Here is a 23,680-nt window from a genome sequence, read left to right as displayed (position 1 = left end):
CATCGGCGCGCTGGTCGGCACGGCGATCGGCGGCCGGGTCGCCGACGCGCACCTGTTCGGCGTGCTGCTCTCGGGCATCACCGCCTCGACCGTGCTGCTGGCCGCGCTGGCGCTGTTCGCGTCGGCCCCCGCCGCCCTGATCGCCCTGTCGTTCCTCCTCGGCGTCTCCGCGTTCTACACGGCTCCGGCGCTCAACGCGCGCATGTTCAACGTCGCGGGCGCCGCGCCCACGCTCGCGGGTGCGACGACGACCGCCGCGTTCAACGTCGGCAACAGCGGCGGCCCCTGGCTCGGCGGCACGGTGATCGACGCGGGCTTCGGCTTCGCCTCCACCGCTTGGGCGGGCGCGGCGATGACCTCGGTCGCGATCGTTCTCGTCGCCGTCTCGCTGCGGTTGCACAGCCGGTCCCGCATCGTGATGGGCGGCCTCGCCGCGGAACCCGCGGGCACGGCCCGCGTCCCACGGGGATGACGCCCCGGGGGCCGCGGGACGGACACGGTCACCGGTCCCGCCGCTGAACGGCGCCGCCCGCGCGCGGTGGTCGGCCCCCTGAACCCGCCCGGCCGGAAACGGGGTTCAGGGATCGCGGCGAGCACCGGAAAAAGCCCCTTCGCGAGTCCGGCCCGGAAGGAGAACCTTTTGACGCACTCCTGACAAGACTGGATTTCCGTGGCACTCTGCCTCACGCACGTCCGTCCGCACCGCTCTTCGTTCCCCCCACCCTGCCCGGACCCGCCCGGTCCCGGCACGGCAGAAGGAGGCATGCGTGAGACGCCACCGCACCGCCGCGGGCATGCTGTCGGCCCTCGCGGCCCTGTTCGCCGGCGGTCTCGTCGACGCCGGCGCCGCCCACGCGGCACCCACCGGAACGGCTGACGGAGCGTCGGCCGCGATCCGTACCGTCCCGTTCGCCGAACAGCACACCTCCCGCACGTTCTGGACCGCCGACCGGATGCGTCGCGCCACGCCGCTCGATCCGCGGCTGGGCCCCGAGGCCGCCAAGAACCTGAAGGCCCCCGGGCCCGGCAAGCGGTCGGCAACCGTCGTACCGGGCGTCGCCCCCGCCTCCTTCCCGCAGGCCGGTGGCCCGTGGACCGGCGGGGGAGCAGTGGTGTCGACCTCGGGCCGGGTGTTCTTCACCTTCCAGGGGCGTACCGCCTCCTGCTCCGGCAATGCCGTCACCAGCCAGAACGCCAGCACCGTCATCACGGCCGGGCACTGTGTGAAGTACCAGGGAAGCTGGCACACGAACTGGGTCTTCGTGCCCGCGTACGACAACGGCAGTGCCCCGTACGGTCAGTGGACCGCCACCAGGACGCTGACCACCCCGCAGTGGGAGGCGAGCGAGGACATCAACCACGACGTCGGAGCCGCGGTGGTCGCCCCGCTGAACGGGCAGAAGCTCACCTCGGTCGTCGGCGGGCAGGGCCTCCAGTTCAACGGCGGCTACAACAAACGGATGTACGCCTTCGGTTTCCCCGCCGCCTCGCCGTACGACGGCACGAAGCTCATCCACTGCAGCGGCAACAGCTCGAGGGACTTCCTCCTCTCGCAGGACCACAGCCTCGCCTGCAACATGACGGGAGGCTCCAGCGGCGGCCCCTGGTTCACCGGCTTCGACGAGGGGACCGGCACCGGCCTGCAGGTCTCCGTGAACAGCTTCGGCTACACGTTCCTGCCGAACCGGATGTTCGGCCCGTACTTCGGAGACACGGCGAAGGCCCTGTACGACAAGGCCCAGACCGCCTAGGGGGTGTCGTTTGGATCGTGCCGCAGGGCGCGGGGTCCGGCACGCACTCCCCCGAACTCTCGACTCCGCTCGAGCAGGGGGTGCCCCCTCGCGTCGGCTCCCTCCTCCGCCGTGCAGCTGCACGCACCGGACCCCGCTCGACTCGGCGGCGAGGCACCGCCCACCGGAGCCGGCCCGGTCCAAACGACACCCTAGGTCCCGGTGGGGTCCGGACGGAGGAAGTCGGTGAGGGCGGAGGCCAGGGCTCCGGGTGCCTGTTCGGCGACATGGTGCCCGGAGTCGATCCCGTGCCCGCGGACGTCGGTGGCCCACCGGCGCCAGATCGCGACGGGATCGCCGTAGAGGTCTTCCAGATCGTCCCGGAGTGACCAGAGGACCAGCGTCGGGCAGGCGATGCGTCGGCCGGCGTCCCGGTCGGCCTCCTCGTGCCGCCGGTCGACCGTGAGGCCGGCGCGGTAGTCCTCGAGCATCGCCCGCACCACGTCGGGATCGCGGGTGGCCTGCCGCCACTCGTCGTGGTTCTCCGGCCCCATGGCGTCGGGATCGCCGTGGTACCAGCCGTCGGGGTCGGCGGTGATGACCCGCTCGGGGATGTCCGGCTGCGCGAAGAAGAACCAGTGCCACCACTGGGTGGCGAACTCGACGGTGATCCGCGACAGATGCTCCGTCAGGGGCAGGCAGTCCAGGAACGCCACCCGGGAGACGGCGCCGGGGTGGTCGAGCGTGAGGCGCAGCGCCACGCTGCCCCCGCGGTCGTGCCCGGCGAGCGCGAACCGGTCATGCCCGAGGTGACGCATGACGGCCACCACGTCCCCGGCGACCGCGCGTTTGGAATAACCCTCGTGCTCCGCCGTGAACCGCGGTCCTCTGGAGCGTCCGTACCCCCGCAGGTCCGGGCAGACCACCGTGTGGCCGGCCTCCACGAGTCGCGGGGCGACCCGGTGCCACGTCGCCGACGTGCGGGGATGACCGTGCAGCAGCACCACCGGCGGACCGTCCCCGCCGAAGCGGACGAAGACCGACGCCTCACCGACGTCGACCTGCTCCTCCTGGAACCCCTCGAACACCCCAGCCTCCTCCGGGCCCGGCTCCCGCACCGCCCACGCCGTCCGGCACGGCACCGGCCCTTCCCCCACCCCGGCTGCCCCGGTCGGCAACGGCCATGCGCGCGGCGGAGGAAGGCGATGCGGGCGTCACCCGGTGGTCCGGTGTCACGGACCGGTCGCGTCGGCCGGTCCCGGTGCGCCGGCCGGTACGTGGGCGGGGCGCCGGGGGCCCCGGGCGAGGAGGTGGAGGAAGAGGACGGCCATGACGGCGACGCCCGCCCACATGGCCTGCTGCCAGCCGTCGACGAACGATTCCCGGGCCGCGCGGCTCAGCGCCTGCGCGTGAGGTCCCGCCTGGTGCGCGACACCGAGGGCGTTGGCGACGCCCTCCCGCGCGGTGTCCGCGGTGTCTTGGGGGACGCCGTCGAGCCGGGAGGCGACGGCGCTGCGGTAGCCGGAGGACAGCAGGGCTCCGAGCAGGGCGACGCCGAGCGCGGTCCCGAACTCCCGGGTGACGTCGTTGAGCGCGGACGCGACGCCCTGGCGCTCGCGGGGGAGGGTGCCGGTGATGGCCTCGGTGGAGGGCGTCATCGACAGGCCCATGCCGATGCCCATGGCGAGCATGCCGGGCAGGACGGACGGGTAGCCGCCGTCGACGGAGACGACGGCGGCCATGAGCGCCAGACCGGCACCGGCCAGGAGGATCCCCGCGGCCGTGGTCGCTCGCGGACCGATCCGCTCGGCCAGGCGGGGAGCGAGGCCGGAGGCCGCCATCATCAGCACGGCCATGGGCATCAGCGCCAGGGTGGACAGCAGCCCCGACCAGCCGAGGACGGCCTGGAGGAACGGGAACAGGACCACGAAGACGCCCGCTTGGACCCCGAAGACCGTCAGGAGCGTGATCGAGCCGCCGGCGAGGGCGCGCTCGCCGAACAGGCGCACGTCCAGGAGCGCGGCATCCCGGAGGTGCAGTTCCCGGGCCACGAAGCCGACGGTGGCGACGGCTCCGACGAGCAGGCCGAGCAGGGTCGCGGGGGCGGTCCAGCCCCGCTCGGGACCTTCCTGGAGGGCGAAGACGAGTCCGACCACCGCGACGACGGAGGTGAGCGCGCCGACGGTGTCGAAGGCGTGCCCGGACGCCTCGCGGGAGTCGGGGACGGAGCGCAGCGTCAGGGTGAGGGCGACGGTGACGAGCACGACGGGCAGGGCGAAAAGCCACCGCCAGTTCGCCACGTCGACCAGGGCGGCCGAGAGGAACATGCCCAGGACGCCGCCGCCCCCGGCCACGCCGGTCCACACACCGATCGCCCGTCCCCGCTCCTCCTCGGGAAAGGTCGAGGTGATGACGGCGAGGGTGATGGGCATGATCATCGCCGCGCCCACACCGCCGAGCAGGCGCGCGGCGAGCATGACCTCGGCCGACGGGGCGAGACCGGCCGCCGCGCCGGCGACGCCGAAGACGGTCAGACCGGTGAGCAGCACGGGCTTGCGGCCGAAGCGGTCGCCGATCGCGCCGAGCGGCAGCAGGAGCGCGGCCAGGGCGAGCGTGTAGACGTTGATGATCCACAGGACCGTGCTCTGCGAGGCGCCGAAGGCGACGGCGAGGTCGGGCTGGGCGACGTTGAGCCCGGAGACCGAGGCGATGACGGCCATCAACGCGGTACAGACGGTGACCAGGATCGTGCGGCGCTGACGCGCGTCGGGTACGTCCCCGCCGTGGGCGTCGCTCGGGCCGGTGCTCGGGTCGGCGCTCGCCCGGGGAGGCTGATGTGTACTCATGGATTCCTTTCGGAAGGCGTGCGGAGGTCAGCGCCGGAGCGGAAGCCGCGGCGCCAGGGGTGGGGGAGGGGCCCGCCCTTCACCCACGCGGTCGGTGCGCGGCGGACTGGCGGACCGAGGGACCGGTGAGGGCGCGGGCGGACGGACGCGGTCGGCGTCGTCCCCTTTTCCCGGTTTTTCTCGGTTTCTTGGTTTCTCGGTTCTCTCGGTTCTCTCGGTTTTCCTCGGTGACGGCCCCGGCCGCTGGGGGCCGGACACGGACGACGCTAACCGCGTCTTGCTGTAGAGGCATACGATGTTGCCCATGACGCAAGACAATGACGAGTTGGACAGCCTGGTGCGCAAACGCATCCGGGCCCTGCGCGTGGCCCAGGGCTGGTCCCTGGAGGAGCTGGCCACCCGCGCCCGGATCAGTCAGTCCACGCTCAGCCGCATCGAGAACGGCCGGCGCCGCCTGGCTCTGGACCAGCTCGTCACCCTCGCCCGCGCACTGGACACCTCCCTCGACCAACTGGTCGAGACGGCGACGGACGACGTCGTCTCCCACCCGATGATCGACGGCGCCCACGGGCTGATGCGCTGGTCCGTCAAGGCCGAGCCCGGCATGACCGTCGTACGCCGGCGCATGACCGACCCGCCGCCCGACAACCCCTCGCGCATGCGCGCCCATCCGGGCCGCGAGTGGCTCGTGGTCCTCTCCGGCACCGCGACCCTGCTCCTGGGCAACCGGCGCTTCCGGATCGAGACCAACCAGGCGGCGGAGTTCCCCACGATGCTCCCGCACGCCATCGGCGCCGAGGGCGGACCGTGCGAGATCCTGGGCATCTTCGACCGTGACGCCCGCCGCGGCCACCAGCGCGGCGAGGACGCGGGGAAGGCGAACCGCCCGTCACCGTGACCTCCGCTTGCGCGTTCCGCGGCTCGACCGGCCATTGTCTTGCGCATTCGGGAACCGGTCGGGCCGCACGCGGGGGGACCTGCCTAGCGTGGGCGCATGAACCACCCCACCCCGCGCACAGCGCCGCACGGCGCGCACCGGCACGACACCGAGCACGACGCGGGCGACCAGGCGGAGATCCTCGACCTGGACGCGGAAGTGCTCGCCGAACACACCGCGTCCATCATCGCCTGGCTGCCCGTCGGGACCGGCCCCCGCCACATCGTGGACCTGGGCTGCGGAACCGGAGCCGGCACCCTCGCCCTGCTCGGGCGCTTTCCCGAGGCAGAGGTGACTGCCGTCGACTCCTCGGCCGCCCACCTGCACCGCCTGCAGGAGAAGGCGGCCGCGGCCAAAGTGGCCGACCGCGTGCGCGTCGTGCGGGCCGATCTCGACGCGACGGCGTGGCCCGGACTCGGCACGCCGGAGCTGGTCTGGGCATCGGCCTCCCTGCACCACATGACCGATCCCGACGGCACTCTGCGCAAGGTCCGCGACCTGCTGGCGCCGGGCGGACTGCTCGCCGTCGTCGAACTGGCCGACTTCCCCCGGTTCCTGCCCGAGGACGCCCCGGAAGACGCTCCCGGTCTCGAGGAGCGTTGCCATGCCGTGCTCGGCCACCACCACGCCGAGCACGTGTCCCACCGCGGCGCCGACTGGGGAACCAAGCTGACGGAAGCCGGCTTCACCGTCGAAGGCGAACGCACCGTCACCGTCGACGTCGGCCCCTCCCACACCGACGCGGTGGGCCGCTACGCGCTCGGCAGCCTGCGCCGCATGCGCGGCAGCGCCGCCCCGGCCCTGTCGGCCGAGGACCTGGCCGCTCTCGACCGGCTGCTCGACACCGGTGGCCCGCACAGCATCCTGCGCCGCAACGACCTGCGCGTGCGCACCGAACGCGCGGTGTGGGCCGCACGCCGCACCTGACCGCCGCTGTCCCGAACACTTCACCGACCCACCGACCCACCGACCCACCGACCCACCGGGCCGCCCGGGAGTGCCCTGACGGGATCCGCCCGGGCGCCCCGGTGGTCACCACAGAGGCCCTGCCGTGGAGGCGAGGACCGACCGGCTCGTGGCGGCGTGAACCGTCGGAGGCGGGGCGGCGCCGTTTTCCCGAGGTCGGCCGCCCGGCGCCGCATCGCATGGGAACGCTCACCGGCGCGCCCTTTTCCCGAGACGGCGGGTCGCTGGGACCGAAGGCCCATGCGATTCCCGTCGGCCGGAAACGACCGTCTTTTTCTGCGCTGTGAAACCCCGTCGAAATGGGGCCGGTGCCCCATGGCCGTCAGCTGCCCCGATCGGTGATGATGGAAGGCCCACCAGAGAGAATCGACGAGTGCGGTTCTTTTCTGTCGCGAGTTGTGGAAGGGACATAGATGTCGCTGCACTCTGCCGCCCGCGTCGACACTGCCGGACAACGCCTCGACGTGCAGGAGCTGCGCCGGCTCCTGGAGCGTGAGCGCGTTATCCGCCTCGACCAGTTGCAGGCCCTCGGCGGCGCCTCTGACGGTGGCCGGGAGGCCGATGACCTGCTGATGATGCAGAAGTACGCGGTTCGGCAGGCGCTGACGGACATCGATGCCGCCTTCACCCGCCTGGACGAGGGAACCTACGGCACGTGTCAAGGGTGCGGCCGGGACATTCCGGTGGAGCGACTGGAAATCCTGCCGTATGCGCGGTGCTGTGTGCCCTGCCAGCAGCACGCCGGCTGACCGGCCGCTTCTTTTCGAGCGCTCCGTTCCTCGACGGAGCGTTCTTTTTCGTCGAAAGGCGAGGCGCGCACCGCTTTTCCCCGCTGCCGAAGAAAAACGGTGCGTGCCTCCTTCCGCATCGGTTCGCTCGGCACCGAGGCCGCCCTGAAGGGCGATATGTGCCGGAAATTCCGACATCGAGAGTGCGGACGGCGGGGCGGAGGGTGTTTCGCCGGCCCTTTCAGGGCGGCCGGCGGCGGTGGGCGTCACACGACGAGCGGGGCCGGACGGCCGGCCGAGGTGTCTCCCGCGCCAGTCGTCCGAGCCGTCCCCGCCCCGGAGTGGCACCGTTGAAGAGGCTCCGCCGAGCTCCGCACGGCGGACTCGACGCGCGGGCAACGATCGATGGCTGAACGTCAACGACCGTTGATACGGCGCTTGTTGGTCGCATAGGGTGCCGCTGACCACCCATCAGCTTTCGACCTCCGAACACCGGGAGTACGACGGTGGCCTTACCCCCGCCCCTCTCCGAGACGCTGCAGCGTCTCGACGCGCTCATCCGGGAGAAGGGACTCGAACGGTCCGAACTGCTGGACGTGACCGGATTGGCGGCCAGAACCGCCCTGCCCGAGTCCACCGTCCACGCCCTGCTCCAGGGCGGGGCGCCACCGGACGACACGGTCAACGACCGGGTCCGGGCGCGCATCTCGGCGCTCGCCAAGGCCGACATGACCGCGACCGGCAGGCGCATGTCCGACCTGGCCTCGGACATCTCCCGGCGCCTGGACGTGTCCGAGTACTGGGCCCGTCAGGTCTGCGACGGCAGGAAAGTACCCAGCGTCGAACTCCTCCACGGACTCGTCGAGTACTTCGAGGTCGACGGAGGAGAGGGATTCTTCACCGCATCGGCCGCCGACGCCCTCAACCGTGCCCTGCTCCCCCTCCTGCACGAGCTCGAAGACCCCCGCAGCGACCCCGTGCTCGCCCTGATGGACCGTTACGGTGTGAAGTCCACGGACCTGCGTGTGCACGGCTCCCTGACCCGTGAGCAGGTGGAGCGCCTCCTCGAAGGAGTCCTGCGGTCGGTGGTGCCTCCGGAAGGAGATCACAAACAGTGAGCACCAAGGCGATGAAGTCCCTGCTCACCGTCCTGGGCCGGCAGGCGGCACGGTCCCTTCAGAGACCCGCCGAACCACGGGACGTCATGGAAGCGTTCTGCAGGGCCATGACCGCACGCACCGGCCGGCCGATCCGCCTCGTCCTCCGGTCCTTCCCGCCCGACCTCCCCGTCTCCGGCATGCGTCTGGACTGCGGGGACAACTCCATCATCGTCGTGGAGGAACACACGGTTCCCGAGGCCCAGTTGGTCATCCTCGGCCATGAACTGTGGCACGAGGAGCAGGGCGACTGCGGTCACCACGTCGCGGGGATGCCCGCCGCCGCCCGTGCCCTGACCACCGACCAGACGGCCGAGACGATCGCGCAGGCCGTCGAACAGATCCTCACGGCGCACGAGGTGCCCCGTGCCGCACTCCTCGCCGTTGCGGCCCGCGCCGGATCGGCCGACGACCACGAGGTGGACGCCGAGACCTTCGGCCTGCTCTTCGGCCGTGAGGTCCGCCCGTGGATGAAGGGCCGTTACGCGCAGGGCCCGGTCAGCCCGGCCACCGTGGAAGGACGCATCAACCTGTCGCTGAGCAACCGCAGCGGACGCATCCTGTCATGAACCCGTCCTTCCACATCCCCTACATCCTGCCCACCACGCTGCTGGCACTGGCCCTCGTACTGAAGTTCCCGACCTTCCTGCGTGCCTCGCGCGACCCCGACGTCCGAGCGACCACCCTCCTGCTGACCTGGGCCACCGCCGTCCTCGTCGTCATCACCCCGGTCAACATCGAGCGGCTCAACGTCCTCACCGGCATACCGAACATCGCCGCCCCCTGGGCCTACTCGTTCCTCACCGCGTTCTGCGCCACCGGCCTGACCATGATCATGCGCTGGCGGGAGGAACCGTCCGAAAGGCGCCGGCGCAGGATGCGCCGCGTCTACTGGATCTACGCCGGCGTCATCGCCGCCCTGTGGCTGACGTTCCTCCTGGCCGACGTGCCGACGGCACGCATCTACGACCTGGACACCTACTACGCCGGCACCCCCTGGATGCGCGAACACATCCTGCTCTACATCGCCGCGCACATGGTCTCCTCCCTCGTGGCCGTCTCCATGCTCTGGAAGTGGTTCCCCGAAGTCGCCAACCGCTGGCTGAAGTCGGGAGTCGTGTTCCTGCAGCTGGGTTTCGCCTCGGGGCTCATTTTCGACGCGGTGAAACTGGCCGCGATCAGCGCCCGCTGGTCAGGGCGCGACTGGGACCTGCTCAGCACACAAGCGGCGCCCCCCTTCGCGCTCCTGCAGGCGGCGTTCGTCGCACTCGGCTTCCTCGTCCCCCAAGCCGGACCGTTCCTGCAGAAGTGGATCCGCGACCAGCGCGACTACCGCCGGCTGGCCCCGCTGTGGCGCGCGGTCCGCGTCCTCGCCCCGGCGGCGGCCCAAGCCCGCTTCGGGTGGTGGGCCCCGCTCGACCTGCGACTCGTACAACGCCAGCAGCGCATCCACGACGCCCTGCGCGTGCTCACCCCCTACTTCGACGCGGCCCTCCACCTGAGGGCCCGCCGGGCGGCCCATGACGCGCACGGCTCCCGGAAGGCGGAGGGCATCGCGGGAGCCGTGACGATCCGCGCCGCCATCGACGCCCACCGAAGAGGCGGACCGCCGCCCGCACATCCCCACGCCCCGCACCTCGGGCCGGTCGTGAGCGACCACATCGAGGACATCGCGGCCGCCCTGCACCACCCGCACACCGTCGAAGACGTCCGCCGACGGGCCGTCACCACAGAGAGCGCGAACAGTCATGCCTGAAGACCCCACCGCCAGCCGCCCCCGTGCCGTGGTCATCGGCGCCAGTGCCGCCGGCCTGTTCGCGGCGGCAGCCCTCACCGACTTCGCCGATGTCACCGTCGTCGAACGCGACCGCCTGCCCGACGGACCCGAACCGCGCCGTGGCGTCCCCCAGGCACGCCACGCCCACCTGGTGTGGAGCGGCGGCGTCCAGGCCGTCGACAACCTCCTGCCCGGCCTCACCGACGAGGTCGTCGCCCACGGCGGCCGCCTGGTCCGCATCATGGGCGACATGGTCTCCCGAGCGCCCAACGAGGTGTGGTTCCGCCGCTTCCTGACCACCCACCACCGCAACCTGGTGTGCTCCCGCGACCTGTTCGACTTCGTCCTGCGCGACCGCGTCCTGGCCGACGAACGCATCACACTCCGCCAGGAGACCACCGCACTGCGTCTCCAGGGCGACGCCGCGCGCGTCACCGGCCTCCGCATACGCACCGGTACGGAGGAACTCACCCTCCCCGCGGACCTGGTCGTCGACGCCTCCGGCCGAGGTTCCCGCGCACCGCAGTGGCTCACCGACCTGGGACTGCCCACCGTCACCGAGCGCGAAGTGAACGCCGGCGTCGCCTACGCCACCCGTCTCTACCGCGCCCCGGGCACGACCGGGAACATCGACTTCCCGCTGGTCAACGTGCAGGCCAACCCGGCCAAGGCGCCGGGGCAGGGCGGCATCATCCTGCCCATCGAGGCGGGCCGCTGGATCGTCACCCTCTCCGGCACCCGCGGCGGCGAACCCACCGACGACCCCGACGCCTTCGTCGACTTCGCACTCAACCTGGGCGACCCCGTCATCGGCGAGCTGATCAGGGACGCCCAGCCGCTGGGAGACGTGGTCACCACCCGCGCCACGGCCAACCGCCGCCGCTACTACGAGCAGGTCAAACGCTGGCCGGACGGATTCGTCGTCCTCGGTGACGCCATCGCCGGATACAACCCCGTCTACGGCCACGGCCTGACCGTCGCGGCCCAGTGCGCCCTCGCCGTCCGCGACCTGCTCCGCACGACCGGGCCGGGGACCCCCGGCCTCTCCTGCCGCCTCCAGCGCGCCGCCGCACGCCCTGTCGCCGCCGCCTGGGACCTGGCCGTCGGCCAGGACGCCCTCTACCCGGGAGCAGCCGACACCCGCCCCGGCGCCGTCGAGGGCCTCCTCGCGCGCTTCATCGACAAAGCCGTCGAAACCGGTGCGCGCAGCCCGCGCGCCATGGCGGCGCTGCTGGACGTCATGAGCCTGGAGAAGCCCGCCACCCGCTTGCTCTCGCCCGACATGCTCCTCCCCATGCTCTTCGGCCCGAAGAAGCCGTACCTGCAGGGACCGCCCCTTACGGAAGCGGAGCGGAAGACCGCCATCCCGTAGCCCGGCGCACCGGTACGCCGACGGCGCCACCGGCCGTCGCCGGCCGCTGCCCGGCCCGCTGACCGGCGGGTGAACGCCGGCCGGTGAGCGGGGGACGGACCCGGCGCGACCGGTGATGACCGGCCACGCCGGGCGGCCGGGCGGGCGGGCGGCACGGCGCTCTCAGATGATGGGCGTGGACACCGTGCCGATGCCGTCGATGGTCACCTCGACCAGGTCCCCGGGCTTCATGTACCACCGCGGCGTGCGAGCCCGCCCCACTCCTCCGGGGGTGCCGGTGAGGATCAGGTCCCCGGGGCGCAGCGGCAGCATGGTGGACACGTACGCGACCAGGTGGGCGGGAGTGAACAGCAGGTCGGCGATCCGGTGCTCCTGCACCGGCGTGCCGTTGAGCGTGGTCCGCAGCACCGCCGTCCCGGCGTCGAACTCGTCGGGGGTGACCAGGACCGGCCCGACCGGGGTGGAACGCGCCCAGATCTTGCCCTGCAGCCACTCGGTCGAACGGTACTGCCACCCCCGCATCGAGATGTCGTTGGCCACCGTGAAGCCGGCGATGTACTCTCCCGCTTCCTCCTCGCTCACCTTGTACGCGGTCCGCCCGACGACGACGGCGAGTTCGCCCTCCCAGTCCATCTCCGGGTCCTCCGCCACGGCCGCCACCGCATCGGCGGGGCCGGTCAGCGTGTCGGCGAACTTCGCGAAGAGGGTGGGGTACGCGGGCAGTTCCCGGCCCATCTCCTGAATGTGGCCCGCGTAGTTGAGGCCGGCGCACAGCACCTTCGACGGATGCGGTACGACCGTCTCCACCTCGACGTCACCCCTGCGGTGCCGGCGCCCGGAGGCGCCCGCCGCGACCTGCCGCCAGTCCCCGTCCGCCAGCAGGGCACCGACGTCGACGTAGCCGGGGATCTCGGTGAACTCCTCGCCGTCCACGCGGGCCGCGCTCGTCCCGTCGGGAGTGCGCACGGTTGCCAGTCTCATGTCTCTCTTCTCCTGTCGCCCCGTCGTCCGTTGCTCCGTCCTCCTCGCTCGGGCCGGGGTGCGCGGCCCGGGCGCCACGCCTCAGGCACCGGCGGCGGCCTGCTCGGGCACGACCAGGTCGAAGAACCCCCAGTGCGACCCGGCGGGCAGCGTGCCCGACAGCATCCGGCCGCACTTCTGCGTCACGATGTGCGAGGAGCCCCGGTGCTGGCTGCCGGCGTGGCTGTCGCGGAAGAAACGCTGCAACGTGCCGTCCCGCATGACCTGGGCACCCGCGAAACGGTGCACGAGCTGGCTGATCTCCACCGCGGTCCGGGAGGCGAGGCTGCACGCGAGCCGCGACATCGTCTCCTGCTCGTCGTCCAGTTGGGCCCGGGCCGCGAGCGTCGACTCGTTGTCGCCCCAGGTCTCGCGCAGCAGCGCCATGGTGCCCCGCACGTGCGAGAAGTGCCGTGCGTACTCCGCGAAGAACTCGTCGCTGGTGACCGGGGAGCCCTCCGCGGGGTCCTTGCGTCGCGTCAACTCCCGCAGCTCGTCCAGCATGCGGCGTCCGACGCCCTGCGACCAGGCGGCCTGGTGCAGCCCGGCCATCAGGGCAGGGCTCAGGCCGTGCACGGACCGGCCCCGCCGGACGTGCTCCGGGCCGATGCGGAAGACGTAGGTGTCGTCCACCAGCAGGTCCTCGGCCCGGTAGTCGAGGCTCGCGGTCGCACGCAGCCCGAGCATGTCCCAGTTGTCGCTGATCCGCAGGGCCGAGCGGGGAACCAGGCAGACCAGCCGCTCACCCGTCTCCCGGACGGTGACGGCGAGATTGATGTGGGTGGCCATGGACACCCCGGGGGCGAACTGCCAGACGCCACTCACCCGGTAGCCGCCGCCGTCCCGCACGGCCTGGCCGGTGAACGCGGTGGACTGCCCCGCCACCAGCGGAAACCCGTCCCCGGTGAAGAGCTCGGCCACCGCCTCGTCGCTCAGGTAGGTGGCCGCGGTCGCCGTCTCGCTCGCCACGGCGCGCACCAGCCACCCCAGTGAGGAGTCGGCGTGCGACAGCTTCTCCATCACCCGCAGGATCTGCAGGGGAGAGGCCGCCATGCCGCCGAGTTCGGCCGGCACCATCAGCCCGAAGACGCCGCTGGCGCGGAGGGCGTCCTGCACCACCGGCGTCGGACGCCGCAGGCGCTCGCTGTCCGCGGCCTCGCTCTGCAACAGGGGGTGGATCTCGTCCAGTTCCTTCAGCAACCGGGAGATGTCCTCGGTCACCCGGGTACGGTCCGTCACGACCGGCTCCTCTCCGACCGCGCGCCGCCGGCCTCCTGCGCCAGGGCGCTCCACCGGCCGCGGTAGAAGAGCAGGGGCTGGGTGTCGTCCTGCTGTCCGTAGGACATCACGCGCCCGAGCACCAGGACGTGGTCGCCGCCGTCGTACCCCGCCCACGGCGTGCACTGGAAGTAGGCCAGCGAACCGTTGATCCGCGGCGCGATGTCGTCCCCCACCCACTCGATGAGGTGGGCGTCCTGCGGCTTGCCCGCGAAGTGCAGTGCGGTGCCGAGCTGGTTGTCGCCGAGCACGTTGACCGCGAAGGGCCGCTCGAGCAGGTAGGTCAGAGCGCGCGAGGTCCGCTGCATCGAGACCAGCACCAGCGGCGGGTCCAGGGACACCGAGGTGAAGGAGTTCACGGTGACGCCGTAGTAGTGGTCGCCTGACCGGTACGTGAGCACGACGACGCCGGTGGCGAAGTTGCCCAGAGTGTTGCGAAGTTGGCGGGGATCGGCGATCGATGGGGTCGCGGCGCTCGACGCCAGGGTCTTGGCGTCGGCTGCTTTCTCATAGATCTCGGAGTCCCACATGATGTCGGTCATCCCGAACCTCCTGGGAATCGTGGGTCGGCCCGTACGGGCCGGCTGGGGGGCCGGCGGCCACGTGCCGGGGAGGACGTGGCCGCCTGGCCGGGGTGGTCAGTGGGCCTCTTCGGTGGCTTCCTCGCTCGCGACGAACGTGGTGCCGGTGCCTTCCGGCAGCCAGGTCCGCAGGACCGGGTAGGCGACCAGCGCCAGCAGGAACGACACCAGGAAGCCGAGGGAGAGGACGTCGGTGGCCATCAGGACCGTGCCGACCGCGGCGGACAGAACCAGCGTGAGGACGCCGGCCCAGTTCCACTTCTCCACCCGGTGCGTGTCCCGGTCGTACCGTGCGCGCCGGACCAGGTAGTAGTCCGCGATCATCACGCCGCACATGCCGAGCGTCATGGAGCCCAGGTACGCCAGGTAGGCGGCGAACTGCTCCAGGATGCCGACGGCGATCATCACCAGGGCGATGACGTTTCCGATCACCACCATCGCCGCCCGGCCCGGCTTCCACCCGGTGAGGGAGTCGATCAGGTTGACCAGCGAGAGGGAGCCGGAGTAGGCGTTGATGGCCTGGGCCTTCGCCTGGGCGGCGTAGATGGTGACGAAGCCCGTCCAGCCGGCGAAGATGACGAAGAAGGCCCCCGTGTTCTGCATGACGAACGTGCTGCCCGCCGCGGCGGCCGCTTCCTGGCTCAGGTCCGCGTCGTGGGCCATGAGGTGGTCGACGACCTCGGGCATGCCGCCGATGACGACGAGCGATCCCAGGACGGTCATGACGACGTTCTGGGTGATCGGGCCGGAGGCGGCCAGCACCGTCACGTCGCGGCGCGTACGGCAGTACCGCGCGAAGTCCGTGGTGACCAGGGCGATGGTTCCCGCCGTGGCGCCCATGACCCCGATCGCGGCTTCGAACTTCGGCCAGAGACCGCCGGGGACGACACCGCCGTAGGTGAACACGTCCATCGGGTCAGCACCCTGGATCACATAGATGTGCACGAGCATGTAGACCGTGACCAGGAGCGTGACGGCGGTCAGGGCGGCCGACGCCCGCAGCGCCAGCTTCAGGCCGAAGATGGCCAGAGCGATCCACGCCAGCGTCATGAAGCCGTAGACGAGGATGCGCATCGGCCAGGAATCAGGCAGGTCGAACATCAGCAGCGTGCCCTGGTAGAGCAGGGCGGACTCCATGGCCAGGAAGCCGAGGATCATGAACGCGAAGATGATCGAGCCGATCGACGAGCCCATGAAACCGAACCCGAAGAACCGGGAGGTGATGGTGCTCGACATGCCGGTTTCGAAGGCCATCCGACCGAGGGCCTTGCCGAGGAACAGGGCGAAGGCCGCGACGAGGGCACCGACGATCATGCCGACCGTGAAGCCGGCCAGCACGACGGTGAAGCCCGCGATGGCGAAGACGACCAGGGCGGTGGCGACGCTGACCGGGCTGAGGGCGAGCTGGTAGCCGCTCCTCCGCTCCGCCAACGGCACGCTGACCAGGGCATGGTCTTCCGCCGCGGTCGCCAGTGCCGAATCGGTGGATCTGGGATTTCTGGTGTGTGAGGACACAGTGCCTACCCATGAGAGAGATGGCGCCCACGGCGGCTTTCCAAGTGGGACGCGCCTTTAAGTCGCTGAGGGCGCTCAGTCGACGCTGCAGCCGGCCACCGCGATGGCCTCGATCTCGAGCAGGATCTCCGGCTTGGCGAGAGCGGAGACCTCGACCAGGGAGCACGCCGGGAAGTCGCCGGAGAAGAACTCCTGACGGGCCTTCCACACACCGGCGTTGTCCCCCATGTCCGTGACGAAGATCGTCATCTTGACGATGTCGTCCATGACCGCGCCGGCCGCCTCGACCAGATGCCTGATCTTGCCGAACACCACCCGGGCCTGCTCATGGGCGGTGTCGCCGAGGACGGTCTCCCCGTCCTGCCCGCGCGCCGTCATTCCGGAGATCATGATCAGGTCGTCGATCCGCAGGCAGTTCGACCACATCCCGTCCGCCGGCTCGCGCACGGCGTCGGAGGTGAAACGCTGCTTCTTCATCGCTGTGGTCCTCACAGGTCGATCCGGTTGTCCCAGGCGGAGGTCCCGCCCCAGTTCACGCAGACGCTCTGGCGGCGCATGAAGCCCTTCCACGCGTCCGAGCCGGCGGTGCGGCCGCCCCCGGTCTCCTTCTCGCCGCCGAACGCGGAACCGACGTCGGCGCCCGTGGTGCCCATGTTGATCCGGACGATGCCGCAGTCACTGCCGCGGGCGGAGAGGAAGGTCTCGATGTTGGTCAGGTTCGTGCTGTGCATGCCCGAGGCGAGACCCTGGGCGACGCCGTTGTGGATCTCGATGGCCTCCTCGAGGTCGTCGTAGGTCAGCACGGAGACGATCGGCACGAAGGTCTCCGACTGGGCGATCTCGAAGTGCGGCTCGACACCCGTGACGATGGCCGGCTCGACGTACAGACCGGGGCGGTCGAGCACACGGCCGCCGTACACCACGGTGGCTCCCTCGCGTTCGGCACCGGCGAGGACCTTCCGGTAGTCCTCCACCGCCTGCCGGTCGATCAGCGGGCCGACCACGGTGTCCGGGTCGCGCGGGTCACCGATGACGATCTGGTCGAAGGCCTTCTTCAGCAGCTCGACCAGCTCGTCCGCGATGCTCGTGTGGGCGATGATCCGGCGGGTGCTGGTGCAGCGCTGGCCCGTCGTGCCGACCACGCCGAACGTCAGTGCCCTGGCGGCGAGTTCCAGGTCGGCGGTCTCGTCGACGATGCAGCCGTTGTTGCCCGAGCACTCCAACTGGTACCGGCGGCCCAGCGTCGAGCCGACGATGTCGGCGACCTTGCGGCCCACCGTCGTCGAACCGGTGAACGAGATCATGGCGACACGGGTGTCGGCGACCATCGTCTCGGCGACGGCGTTGTCGTCCGGGACGAACAGGGAGAACACGCCCTCGCACCCCAGCTCCGCAGCCGCCTTGTTGACCAGCTTCTGCACGGCGATCGCGGTCAGCGGCACCTTCGGGCTCGGCTTCCAGATCACCGTGTTGCCGGCGATCGCGGAGAGGAACCCGTTCTGCGCCCACACGGCGGCCGGGAAGTTGTACGCGCTGATCAGCCCCACGACGCCCAGCGGCAGCCATTGGTCGTACATGCGGTGCTCGACCCGCTGGGACTGCTGGGTGAAGCCGTACATCATCCGCGCCTGACCGGCGGCCAGCACCGACATGTCGACCGCTTCGCGGAGCTCGCCCTTGGCCTCCATCGTCGACTTGCCGGTGTCCAGCGAGACGACCGCGGCCAGGCTTTCCAGGTTCTCCTCGATCAACTGGCCGATCCTACGCACGAATTCACCGCGCCGTGGCGGCGGCACCATCCGCCAACGCTTCTGGGTCTCGACGGCGGCGGCCACGAGCGTCTCGTAGTCCTGTCCGTCCGAGGCCGCGATCCGGCCCACGAGTTCACCGTCGGCGGGACACTGCGCCTCGATGACCGGCCGTCCCTCGGTGGTTCCCCAGCCGATCGAGTCCCCGTAGGTACCGGAGTGCACCTGGTCCAGGCCGAATTCGGCGAGCACCTTCTCGGTGTCGAACAGGGTCTTGGTGGTTTCGCTCATCATCGCTTTCCAACAACGTCGCGGGTTCGGTGGGAATACGTCGGACGGACCGGCACCTCACTCCTTGGCAAGGAAGTCCCCGATCGTCTCGTCCGTGTGGTACTCGGGCTTCTCGTAGTAGTGCGGACCGTCGTAGATCTCGATCAGCACGCTGCGCTCGTGCGCCAGGGTGGGGCCGTGCGGGTGGTCCTTCGGGTTCATGTAGAAGGAGCCGGGACGCAGCCGGAGGCCGGAGTCGGTGTACTCGTAGTCGCCCTCGAGGCAGTACATGAACTGGTTCGAGGCGTGCGTGTGCCTGGTCGGGATGGTGCCGCCCTTCTCGTACTCGAGCAGGGCGATGCTGGCGCCGGTGTCCGGGTTCTTGTGGAGGAAGTACTGGCGGAACCCGTAGTCGGGGTAGTCGATCCACCCCTCGTCCTCGAGGTCCGAGGCATGGACCAGGATCTCGAGCGACTTCATGGTCGCGGCGTCGATGTCCATCGTTCACTCCCGTCCGGGGCGGCCGGCGGCCACCCACGTGTCGTATTCCTGGCGGCTTTCGGGCGTGGCGGGAAACAGTCCGAAGAGGGACCGGCCACGCCGGATCTCAAGAGCTGCGAACTCCTCGTACGCGGCGGCGTCGGCGGCTTCCGCGGCGACGTCCGCGGCCAGTTCCCGGGGGACGACCACGACGCCGTCGCTGTCGCCCAGCACCACATCGCCCGGGTAGACCGCCACTCCGCCGCAGCCGACGGGTTCGTCGAGCGCGGCCGGGTGCAGGGCGACGGGGGTCGCCCTGGGCGCGTTGTCCCGCTGGTAGCACGGCAGGCCGGTCTCCCTGATGGCCGCCGAGTCCCGGTAGCCGCCGTCGGTGACCACGCCCGACACACCGCGCTGCTTCAGTCGCGCCGCCATCATGTCGCCCATGGACGCGGCCGTCGTGCAGCCGAACGCGTCGATCACGAGGACCGCGCCGGGCGGGCACTCCTCCATCGCCCGCCGGTGCAGGTTCTCGCTGCTCGCGTAGGTGGCGAGGGTGTCGAGGTCCTCGCGTGCGGGGATGAACCGCAGGGTGTAGGCCGGGCCCACCAGCGGCTGCTGGCCGGCTGCCAGCGGCCGCACACCGTTCATGACCACGTTCCGCAGGCCGTGCCGGAGCAGCATGTTGGCCACGGTGGCCGAACCCGCTTGCGCCAGTTGTGCGCGGACCCGCTCCGGCAGCGGCTGGGCGAGGCCGGTGCTCGCTGCGCCGGTCACTGGAAGAACTCCAGGGGCGGGCGGTTCCCCCACTGGGTGGTCTCGCTGGCCGTTCCGTTGAACCTGGTCGGCCGGTGGCGGTGGTCGACGACGTCGCCGTCGGTGTAGTGCTCGATGCGGAAGCCGAACGGGTCCTTCCAGTAGTCGAAGATCTGGCTGCCGAGCAGATGGCGGCCGACTCCGACGTCGAGGCGGTATCCCTGCTGGACGAGGTAGTCGTGCGACGACATCACCGCGTCCATGTCGGTGACCTCGAACGCGCTGTGGTGGACGCCCGCCCAGTCCGACTGCAGGACGAGCATGAAGTGGTGGTCCACCAACTGCTCGCCCAGGTCCAGCCGGACGAAGGTGCCGACGACGGGCCCCTCCTCGCCCGGCGGGACGAAGTAGTCCGAGGGAAGGAAGTTGAAGCGCTCGTTCAGCCAGGCCATCGACGCGTCGTGGTCCTTCACATGGAGCACGAAGTGACCCAGGCGTGCGATGGTGCACGGCGCGACGGGCTGGCGGACGGCGGCGTTCACCCGGTTCTTGTCGCGGACGTTGTTCATGACGAAGGGGTCGCGGTCCGGGATCGGCTCGGCCTTCCGCCGGCCCCAGATCGCCCGGATCTCGATGCCGTCGGGCATGGTCATCGAGACCTCGTGGCCGCCGCCGGGCTCCGTCGACTCCCGGACCGGGGAGGACCCCGGCTTCGCGGCGAGTTCGACGAGGTCGTCGTAGTCGGCGACCTCGATCGAGGCACCGACGAAGCGCTGCTTGTCGGCCTTGCGGGTCACGTGGATGTGATGCTGGGTGCCCGTTCCCCGCATGTACAGGGTCCGGTCGTCGCTGCCTTCGGCCTTCACCATGCCGAACGCGGTCAGGAACTTCTCCATCACCTCGAGATCCGGTGCCTCGTAGGTGACGTGGGCGGCATCGATTGCCGTAGCCACGGGTCCTCCTGTGGTGGATGGGAGCGCGGCGGCGAGCACGGGGCCGTCGCCGCCGGATGAGCCGGGGCTCCCGCTTCGGACGGGAGCCGTGCGGGCGGTCAGCTCTTGAGGGCCTTGAGGACGCTGACGTCGTCCGGGCCCTTCAGGTCCGGCACGGTCCAGCCGTCCAGGTCGTACTCGTTCATGGCGCTCTGCGCGAAGTCCTTGCAGTAGTCGAGGAGACCGCTGCCCCGGGCGCCGAACAGGTTGGTCTGACGCGTCACGTCGTTGCTGCCGATGTAGTTGATCTCGTACAGCTCGTGACGGGCTCCGAACTCCGTGCCGATGGAGTCCCAGAGCATCTTCATGACCTTGACGCGCTCCTCGGCGTCGATGCCTCCCGTGCCGCGCAGGTACGTGTCCAGGTAGCCGCGGATCTCGGGGGTCCTGAAGTCGTTCGCGTGGGAGTTGAGGTAGATCAGGCCGCTGGCCACGACCTGCTCGATGATGTTCTTGATCTTCGGCATGGCCAGCTGGTTCATCACGCGGTAGGCGCCGGCGAACTGAGGATCGGGCTGGATCATGCCGCCCTTCCACGGCACCGCGCTCTTGGCCATCGCGTCCGACAGCGCCCAGAAGGTGTTGCGCCAGGCGATGACCTCGCCGAGCTGGGACATGACGCCGTGGAACTGGCCCGCTCCGGTGACGTCGAGGGCGCGGGACAGCATGCCGACCAGGAAGTCCATCTTGACGGCGAACCGGGTGCAGCCGTGCAGGGAGGCGCGCTCCAGATAGCCCGAGTGGATGTTGTACTTGTTGGCCTGCTCCAGGTCGTTGTGGATGAACGCGTTCTCCCAGGGGACGAACACGTCGTCGAGGACCAGGATCGCGTCGTTCTCGTCCAGCCGACTCGACAGGGGGTAGTCGAACGGGCTGCCCAGCACCGCCGCGCGGTACTCGTTGGAGGTGCGGCAGATCAGCTTCACGCCGGGAGCGTTGGTGGGCGTGATGAACACCGGCGAGAAGGCCGGGTCCTGCACGGCGACCTGGCCCACGTGGCCGACGAAGGTGTAGTGCGTCAGGGCCGACCCGGTGGCCACCACCTTGGCGCCCGAGACGTGGAAACCGGCGTCGGTCTCCTTGGTGACCCGGATGAACACGTCCTTGCCCGCGTCCGCGCCGAGGCCGCGGTCCACCGGGGGGTTCATGATGGCGTGGTTGATGTACCACGTCCGCTCCTGGGCCTTGCGGTACCAGGCGCGCGCGTTGTCCTCGAACCCGCGGTAGAACTCGGCGTTGGCACCGAGGGTGCCGAGGAAACAGCCCTTGTAGTCGGGGGAGCGGCCCATCCAGCCCCAGGCGATCTTCTGCCACTCGGCGATGGCGTCGCGGGAGGCCACCTGCTCCTCGACGCTCCCCGGCGCCCGGTAGAAGCGGTGGGTGAAGCCTCCCCACTCCGTGGGCGCGGTGAGGATGTCCTTGCGCGCCGGGTCGTGCAGGGCGTCGTACATGCGCGCGATCATGCGGGCGGAGTTGCGGAAGGCGGGGTGCTCCGCGATGTTCTCCACCCGCTCTCCGTAGATCCAGACCTCACGACCGTCGTTGAGGCTCTCGAGGTACTCGTCTCCGGTCAAGGGGAGATATTCGCGGCCGGCAGAGCCGTGCGCGGACTGATTCGTGTTTCCCGTCGTCATTTGACCGAGGCCCCTTCTTTTCGTGCGCGGAACCGGGTCAATCACTCGGTTCGTGCAGACAATGCGAGAGCAGCGATCGCACGGGGGTTTCCCTCTCGATCCGAAGCCGCCTACGCCGTCGAATTGCCGGGAAGACTGACACGGCCCATGACGCGGAACAAGGGAAGCGGGAAGAAGTCGGTGGCGTCCGGCGGCGCTCGACGGCTTGGGCCGGCGCCCTGTCCGTCGACCGGGGCACGATCAGAAAACAACCACTGACCTGGCGCTTTGACGGTCAGTGAGGGTGCCGGGGAGCAGAGGAAGCACATCGGAATGTGATGCACGTCACATGGAATTCATCGCGGTTCATGAAGCTGTTCGCTTTACTTCTCCCGCCCTTTCCATACAGGGGCCCATGGAGGGGTATAAAGCTTCGTGTATGGCTCCGCTCATCGTCCGAGGGTGCGGCGGTGTTCGGCGATGGTTCGCGTCGCCTGCAGCCACCGCTCCATCAATGGCGTGGTCTCGGCCCCGCGTTTCCACAGGAGCGTCGCCTGCATGGGCCTGAGCCAGCGCGGGGGATCGAGAAGGGCCACGGCGTCGTTCTTGCCGGCCATGCGCTCGGTCACCGGGGCCACGCCCAGTCCCGCGGCGACGAAAGCGAGCGCGGTCTGCGGTGTGGAGACCTCGATGACCTCGAAGGTGTCGTCGGCCGACAGGGCTTTCTCCGCGGCGTCGGGCATCCCCGAGAAAGCGGGAATCGGGGACGGGAGAATCCAGCGGCCCCATCCTTTGCCGTCGGGGTGCTGTTCTTTCGCACGGTATTTCGGCACGGCCAGCTTGATGTCGATGTCGATGACGGGAGACCAGTCGCAGATGTCCGTGACGAACCCGGCGAACTGTGCCGGGGGGAAAGGGACGCAGCCCATGTCCAGTTCCCCTCTCCTGATCCCCTGCACGATGACATCGGGGGTGACATCGGTCAGGCTCACCCGCGCGCTGGGGGCCTGCTCGAGGAACTCCGCCAGGACATCGGCGATGATTTCGTTGATGACCATGGGCTCCGCACCGATGCGCAGGTCCCCGGCCGCGCCCTCTCCCATCAGCTTCAGCGTCTCGACCACTCGATTCCGGTCGGCGAGCAGGCGCTCACCCCTGGACAGCAGGTGGAGCCCGGCCCGGGTGGGGTGGACCCCCTTCGCCGTCCGGTCGAGGAGCCGCACCCCGAGCTCCCGCTCCAGCTTCGCGATGGCGTGACTCACCGGCGGCTGCGTCATGTTCAGATTCTTGGCGGCCTGCGAAACCGATCCGGCCTCGACGACGGCCCTGAAGTACTCGAGCTGGCGAAAATCCATGGCGTCTGCTTTTCACGGCATCCGGTGAATGTCAACAGACGACCGGTCGATCAGGAGAGGGCCGCATGGACGGCCGAGGGTTCACTCGAATCCCGTGGTCCGGCCGCAGCCGTCTCCTTGTGCCGTAACACTCCTTTCCTTGAGGGAGCGTTGGTTGTTTTCGGGGATGAAGCGCTCTCGGCCGGTCCGCCGGCCGTCCGTGTTCGTGGGGCGCGCGGGAAAGGCGGTGCCGCCGCTCTGTCCCCCGGCCCCCCGCGAAGGGGTGGAGGCGAGACGCATCGTCTTGCTAGGGTGAGGGCATGCGTTCCCTCTGCTTCCTCTGAGTCCGGGCACGGCCGACGCCGCCGTTTCCGCTGCCCGTGGACACTTCGCGACCCAGGGAAAGTCATATGCGCGAACGCGCCCGTACCGCCGCGCCCACTGCCGTGGCACAGCTCTCCGTCAAGGACGTCACCAAGGCCTACGGCACCCGGACCGTCCTCGACCAGGTCTCCTTCACCGTCCGCCCGGGCGAGAAGGCCGCCGTCATCGGGGAGAACGGCTCCGGCAAGTCCACCCT

General features: G+C 70.2%; 22 protein-coding genes and 1 pseudogene. 10 read left to right on the top strand and 13 right to left on the bottom strand.

Annotated features, from left to right (window positions below):
• Both B7L92_RS20025 and B7L92_RS20020 read left to right on the top strand, forming a co-directional pair.
• Positions 1-472: pseudogene (locus B7L92_RS20025) on the top strand (Cmx/CmrA family chloramphenicol efflux MFS transporter); the annotation flags it as partial.
• A 295-nt stretch (positions 473-767) separates the two neighbouring features.
• Positions 768-1,751 (top strand): trypsin-like serine peptidase, encoded by a 984-nt coding sequence (locus B7L92_RS20020; protein ID WP_081238895.1) that lies wholly within the window; start codon positions 768-770, stop codon positions 1,749-1,751.
• A 191-nt stretch (positions 1,752-1,942) separates the two neighbouring features.
• Here B7L92_RS20020 and B7L92_RS20015 read toward each other — a convergent pair whose 3' ends face one another.
• Together B7L92_RS20015 and B7L92_RS20010 are read right to left on the bottom strand one after the other, a co-directional pair.
• Positions 1,943-2,818 (bottom strand): alpha/beta fold hydrolase, encoded by an 876-nt coding sequence (locus B7L92_RS20015; RefSeq protein ID WP_081238894.1) that lies wholly within the window; start codon positions 2,816-2,818, stop codon positions 1,943-1,945.
• Positions 2,819-2,962: 144 nt separating this feature from the next.
• Complete coding sequence (locus B7L92_RS20010; RefSeq protein WP_081238893.1) at positions 2,963-4,576, bottom strand: MFS transporter; 1,614 nt, start codon at positions 4,574-4,576, stop codon at positions 2,963-2,965.
• A 304-nt stretch (positions 4,577-4,880) separates the two neighbouring features.
• Here B7L92_RS20010 and B7L92_RS20005 point away from each other — a divergent pair, with 304 nt between their 5' ends.
• The 7 genes from B7L92_RS20005 to B7L92_RS19975 all read left to right on the top strand — a co-directional run bounded on the left by B7L92_RS20005 (position 4,881) and on the right by B7L92_RS19975 (position 11,513).
• Positions 4,881-5,474: a helix-turn-helix domain-containing protein gene (locus B7L92_RS20005; protein ID WP_081238892.1), complete on the top strand. Its 594-nt coding sequence runs from the start codon at positions 4,881-4,883 to the stop codon at positions 5,472-5,474.
• Between the two features lie 96 nt (positions 5,475-5,570).
• Positions 5,571-6,440 carry a class I SAM-dependent methyltransferase gene (locus B7L92_RS20000; protein WP_081238891.1) on the top strand — a complete coding sequence of 290 codons (870 nt, stop codon included), beginning with the start codon at positions 5,571-5,573 and terminating at the stop codon, positions 6,438-6,440.
• Positions 6,441-6,892: 452 nt separating this feature from the next.
• Entirely contained in the window at positions 6,893-7,228 is a 336-nt protein-coding gene (locus B7L92_RS19995) for a TraR/DksA family transcriptional regulator (protein WP_081238890.1), read from the top strand.
• Between the two features lie 485 nt (positions 7,229-7,713).
• Positions 7,714-8,325 carry a hypothetical protein gene (locus B7L92_RS19990; RefSeq protein WP_081238889.1) on the top strand — a complete coding sequence of 204 codons (612 nt, stop codon included), beginning with the start codon at positions 7,714-7,716 and terminating at the stop codon, positions 8,323-8,325.
• The gene (locus B7L92_RS19985) at positions 8,322-8,933 is read left to right on the top strand and encodes a toxin (RefSeq protein WP_081238888.1); all 612 of its coding nucleotides are present in this window, start codon (positions 8,322-8,324) and stop codon (positions 8,931-8,933) included. The genes B7L92_RS19990 and B7L92_RS19985 overlap by 4 nt, the downstream gene beginning before the upstream one ends.
• Positions 8,930-10,120 (top strand): MAB_1171c family putative transporter, encoded by a 1,191-nt coding sequence (locus B7L92_RS19980; RefSeq protein WP_081238887.1) that lies wholly within the window; start codon positions 8,930-8,932, stop codon positions 10,118-10,120. Before B7L92_RS19985 ends, B7L92_RS19980 begins: the two co-directional genes overlap by 4 nt.
• Positions 10,113-11,513, top strand: a complete 1,401-nt coding sequence (locus B7L92_RS19975) for an NAD(P)/FAD-dependent oxidoreductase (protein WP_081238886.1) — start codon at positions 10,113-10,115, stop codon at positions 11,511-11,513. Before B7L92_RS19980 ends, B7L92_RS19975 begins: the two co-directional genes overlap by 8 nt.
• Positions 11,514-11,675: 162 nt before the next feature.
• Here the strand turns inward: B7L92_RS19975 and B7L92_RS19970 are convergent, their stop codons facing one another.
• The 11 genes from B7L92_RS19970 to B7L92_RS19920 all read right to left on the bottom strand — a co-directional run bounded on the left by B7L92_RS19970 (position 11,676) and on the right by B7L92_RS19920 (position 23,121).
• A complete protein-coding gene (locus tag B7L92_RS19970; RefSeq protein WP_081238885.1) occupies positions 11,676-12,494 on the bottom strand; it encodes a fumarylacetoacetate hydrolase family protein in 819 nt (272 codons plus the stop codon).
• Between the two features lie 81 nt (positions 12,495-12,575).
• Positions 12,576-13,772 carry an acyl-CoA dehydrogenase family protein gene (locus B7L92_RS19965; protein WP_081238884.1) on the bottom strand — a complete coding sequence of 399 codons (1,197 nt, stop codon included), beginning with the start codon at positions 13,770-13,772 and terminating at the stop codon, positions 12,576-12,578.
• Entirely contained in the window at positions 13,769-14,353 is a 585-nt protein-coding gene (locus B7L92_RS19960; protein ID WP_081238883.1) for a flavin reductase family protein, read from the bottom strand. The genes B7L92_RS19965 and B7L92_RS19960 overlap by 4 nt, the downstream gene beginning before the upstream one ends.
• Positions 14,354-14,449: 96 nt before the next feature.
• A complete protein-coding gene (locus tag B7L92_RS19955) occupies positions 14,450-15,829 on the bottom strand; it encodes a purine-cytosine permease family protein (protein WP_255311045.1) in 1,380 nt (459 codons plus the stop codon).
• Positions 15,830-15,982: 153 nt separating this feature from the next.
• Complete coding sequence (locus B7L92_RS19950) at positions 15,983-16,384, bottom strand: RidA family protein (protein ID WP_081238881.1); 402 nt, start codon at positions 16,382-16,384, stop codon at positions 15,983-15,985.
• Between the two features lie 11 nt (positions 16,385-16,395).
• The gene (locus tag B7L92_RS19945; protein WP_081238880.1) at positions 16,396-17,949 is read right to left on the bottom strand and encodes an aldehyde dehydrogenase family protein; all 1,554 of its coding nucleotides are present in this window, start codon (positions 17,947-17,949) and stop codon (positions 16,396-16,398) included.
• A 54-nt stretch (positions 17,950-18,003) separates the two neighbouring features.
• Complete coding sequence (locus tag B7L92_RS19940; protein ID WP_081238879.1) at positions 18,004-18,426, bottom strand: cupin domain-containing protein; 423 nt, start codon at positions 18,424-18,426, stop codon at positions 18,004-18,006.
• Positions 18,427-18,429: 3 nt separating this feature from the next.
• Positions 18,430-19,182, bottom strand: a complete 753-nt coding sequence (locus B7L92_RS19935; protein WP_081238878.1) for an RraA family protein — start codon at positions 19,180-19,182, stop codon at positions 18,430-18,432.
• A complete protein-coding gene (locus tag B7L92_RS19930) occupies positions 19,179-20,114 on the bottom strand; it encodes a VOC family protein (protein ID WP_255311044.1) in 936 nt (311 codons plus the stop codon). Before B7L92_RS19930 ends, B7L92_RS19935 begins: the two co-directional genes overlap by 4 nt.
• 98 nt (positions 20,115-20,212) lie before the next feature.
• Complete coding sequence (locus B7L92_RS19925) at positions 20,213-21,787, bottom strand: 4-hydroxyphenylacetate 3-hydroxylase N-terminal domain-containing protein (protein ID WP_081238877.1); 1,575 nt, start codon at positions 21,785-21,787, stop codon at positions 20,213-20,215.
• 428 nt (positions 21,788-22,215) lie between these two features.
• A complete protein-coding gene (locus tag B7L92_RS19920) occupies positions 22,216-23,121 on the bottom strand; it encodes a LysR family transcriptional regulator (protein ID WP_081238876.1) in 906 nt (301 codons plus the stop codon).
• Positions 23,122-23,510: 389 nt separating this feature from the next.
• Here B7L92_RS19920 and B7L92_RS42480 point away from each other — a divergent pair.
• Positions 23,511-23,680: ATP-binding cassette domain-containing protein (locus tag B7L92_RS42480; protein ID WP_255311046.1), on the top strand; the 170-nt coding region annotated here is incomplete at its 3' end.

This window comes from Streptomyces viridosporus (assembly GCF_002078235.1).
GTDB lineage: Bacteria > Actinomycetota > Actinomycetes > Streptomycetales > Streptomycetaceae > Streptomyces > Streptomyces viridosporus.
Note: the sequence above shows the minus strand (reverse complement) of the source record. Positions and strands in the feature narration are given on the sequence as shown.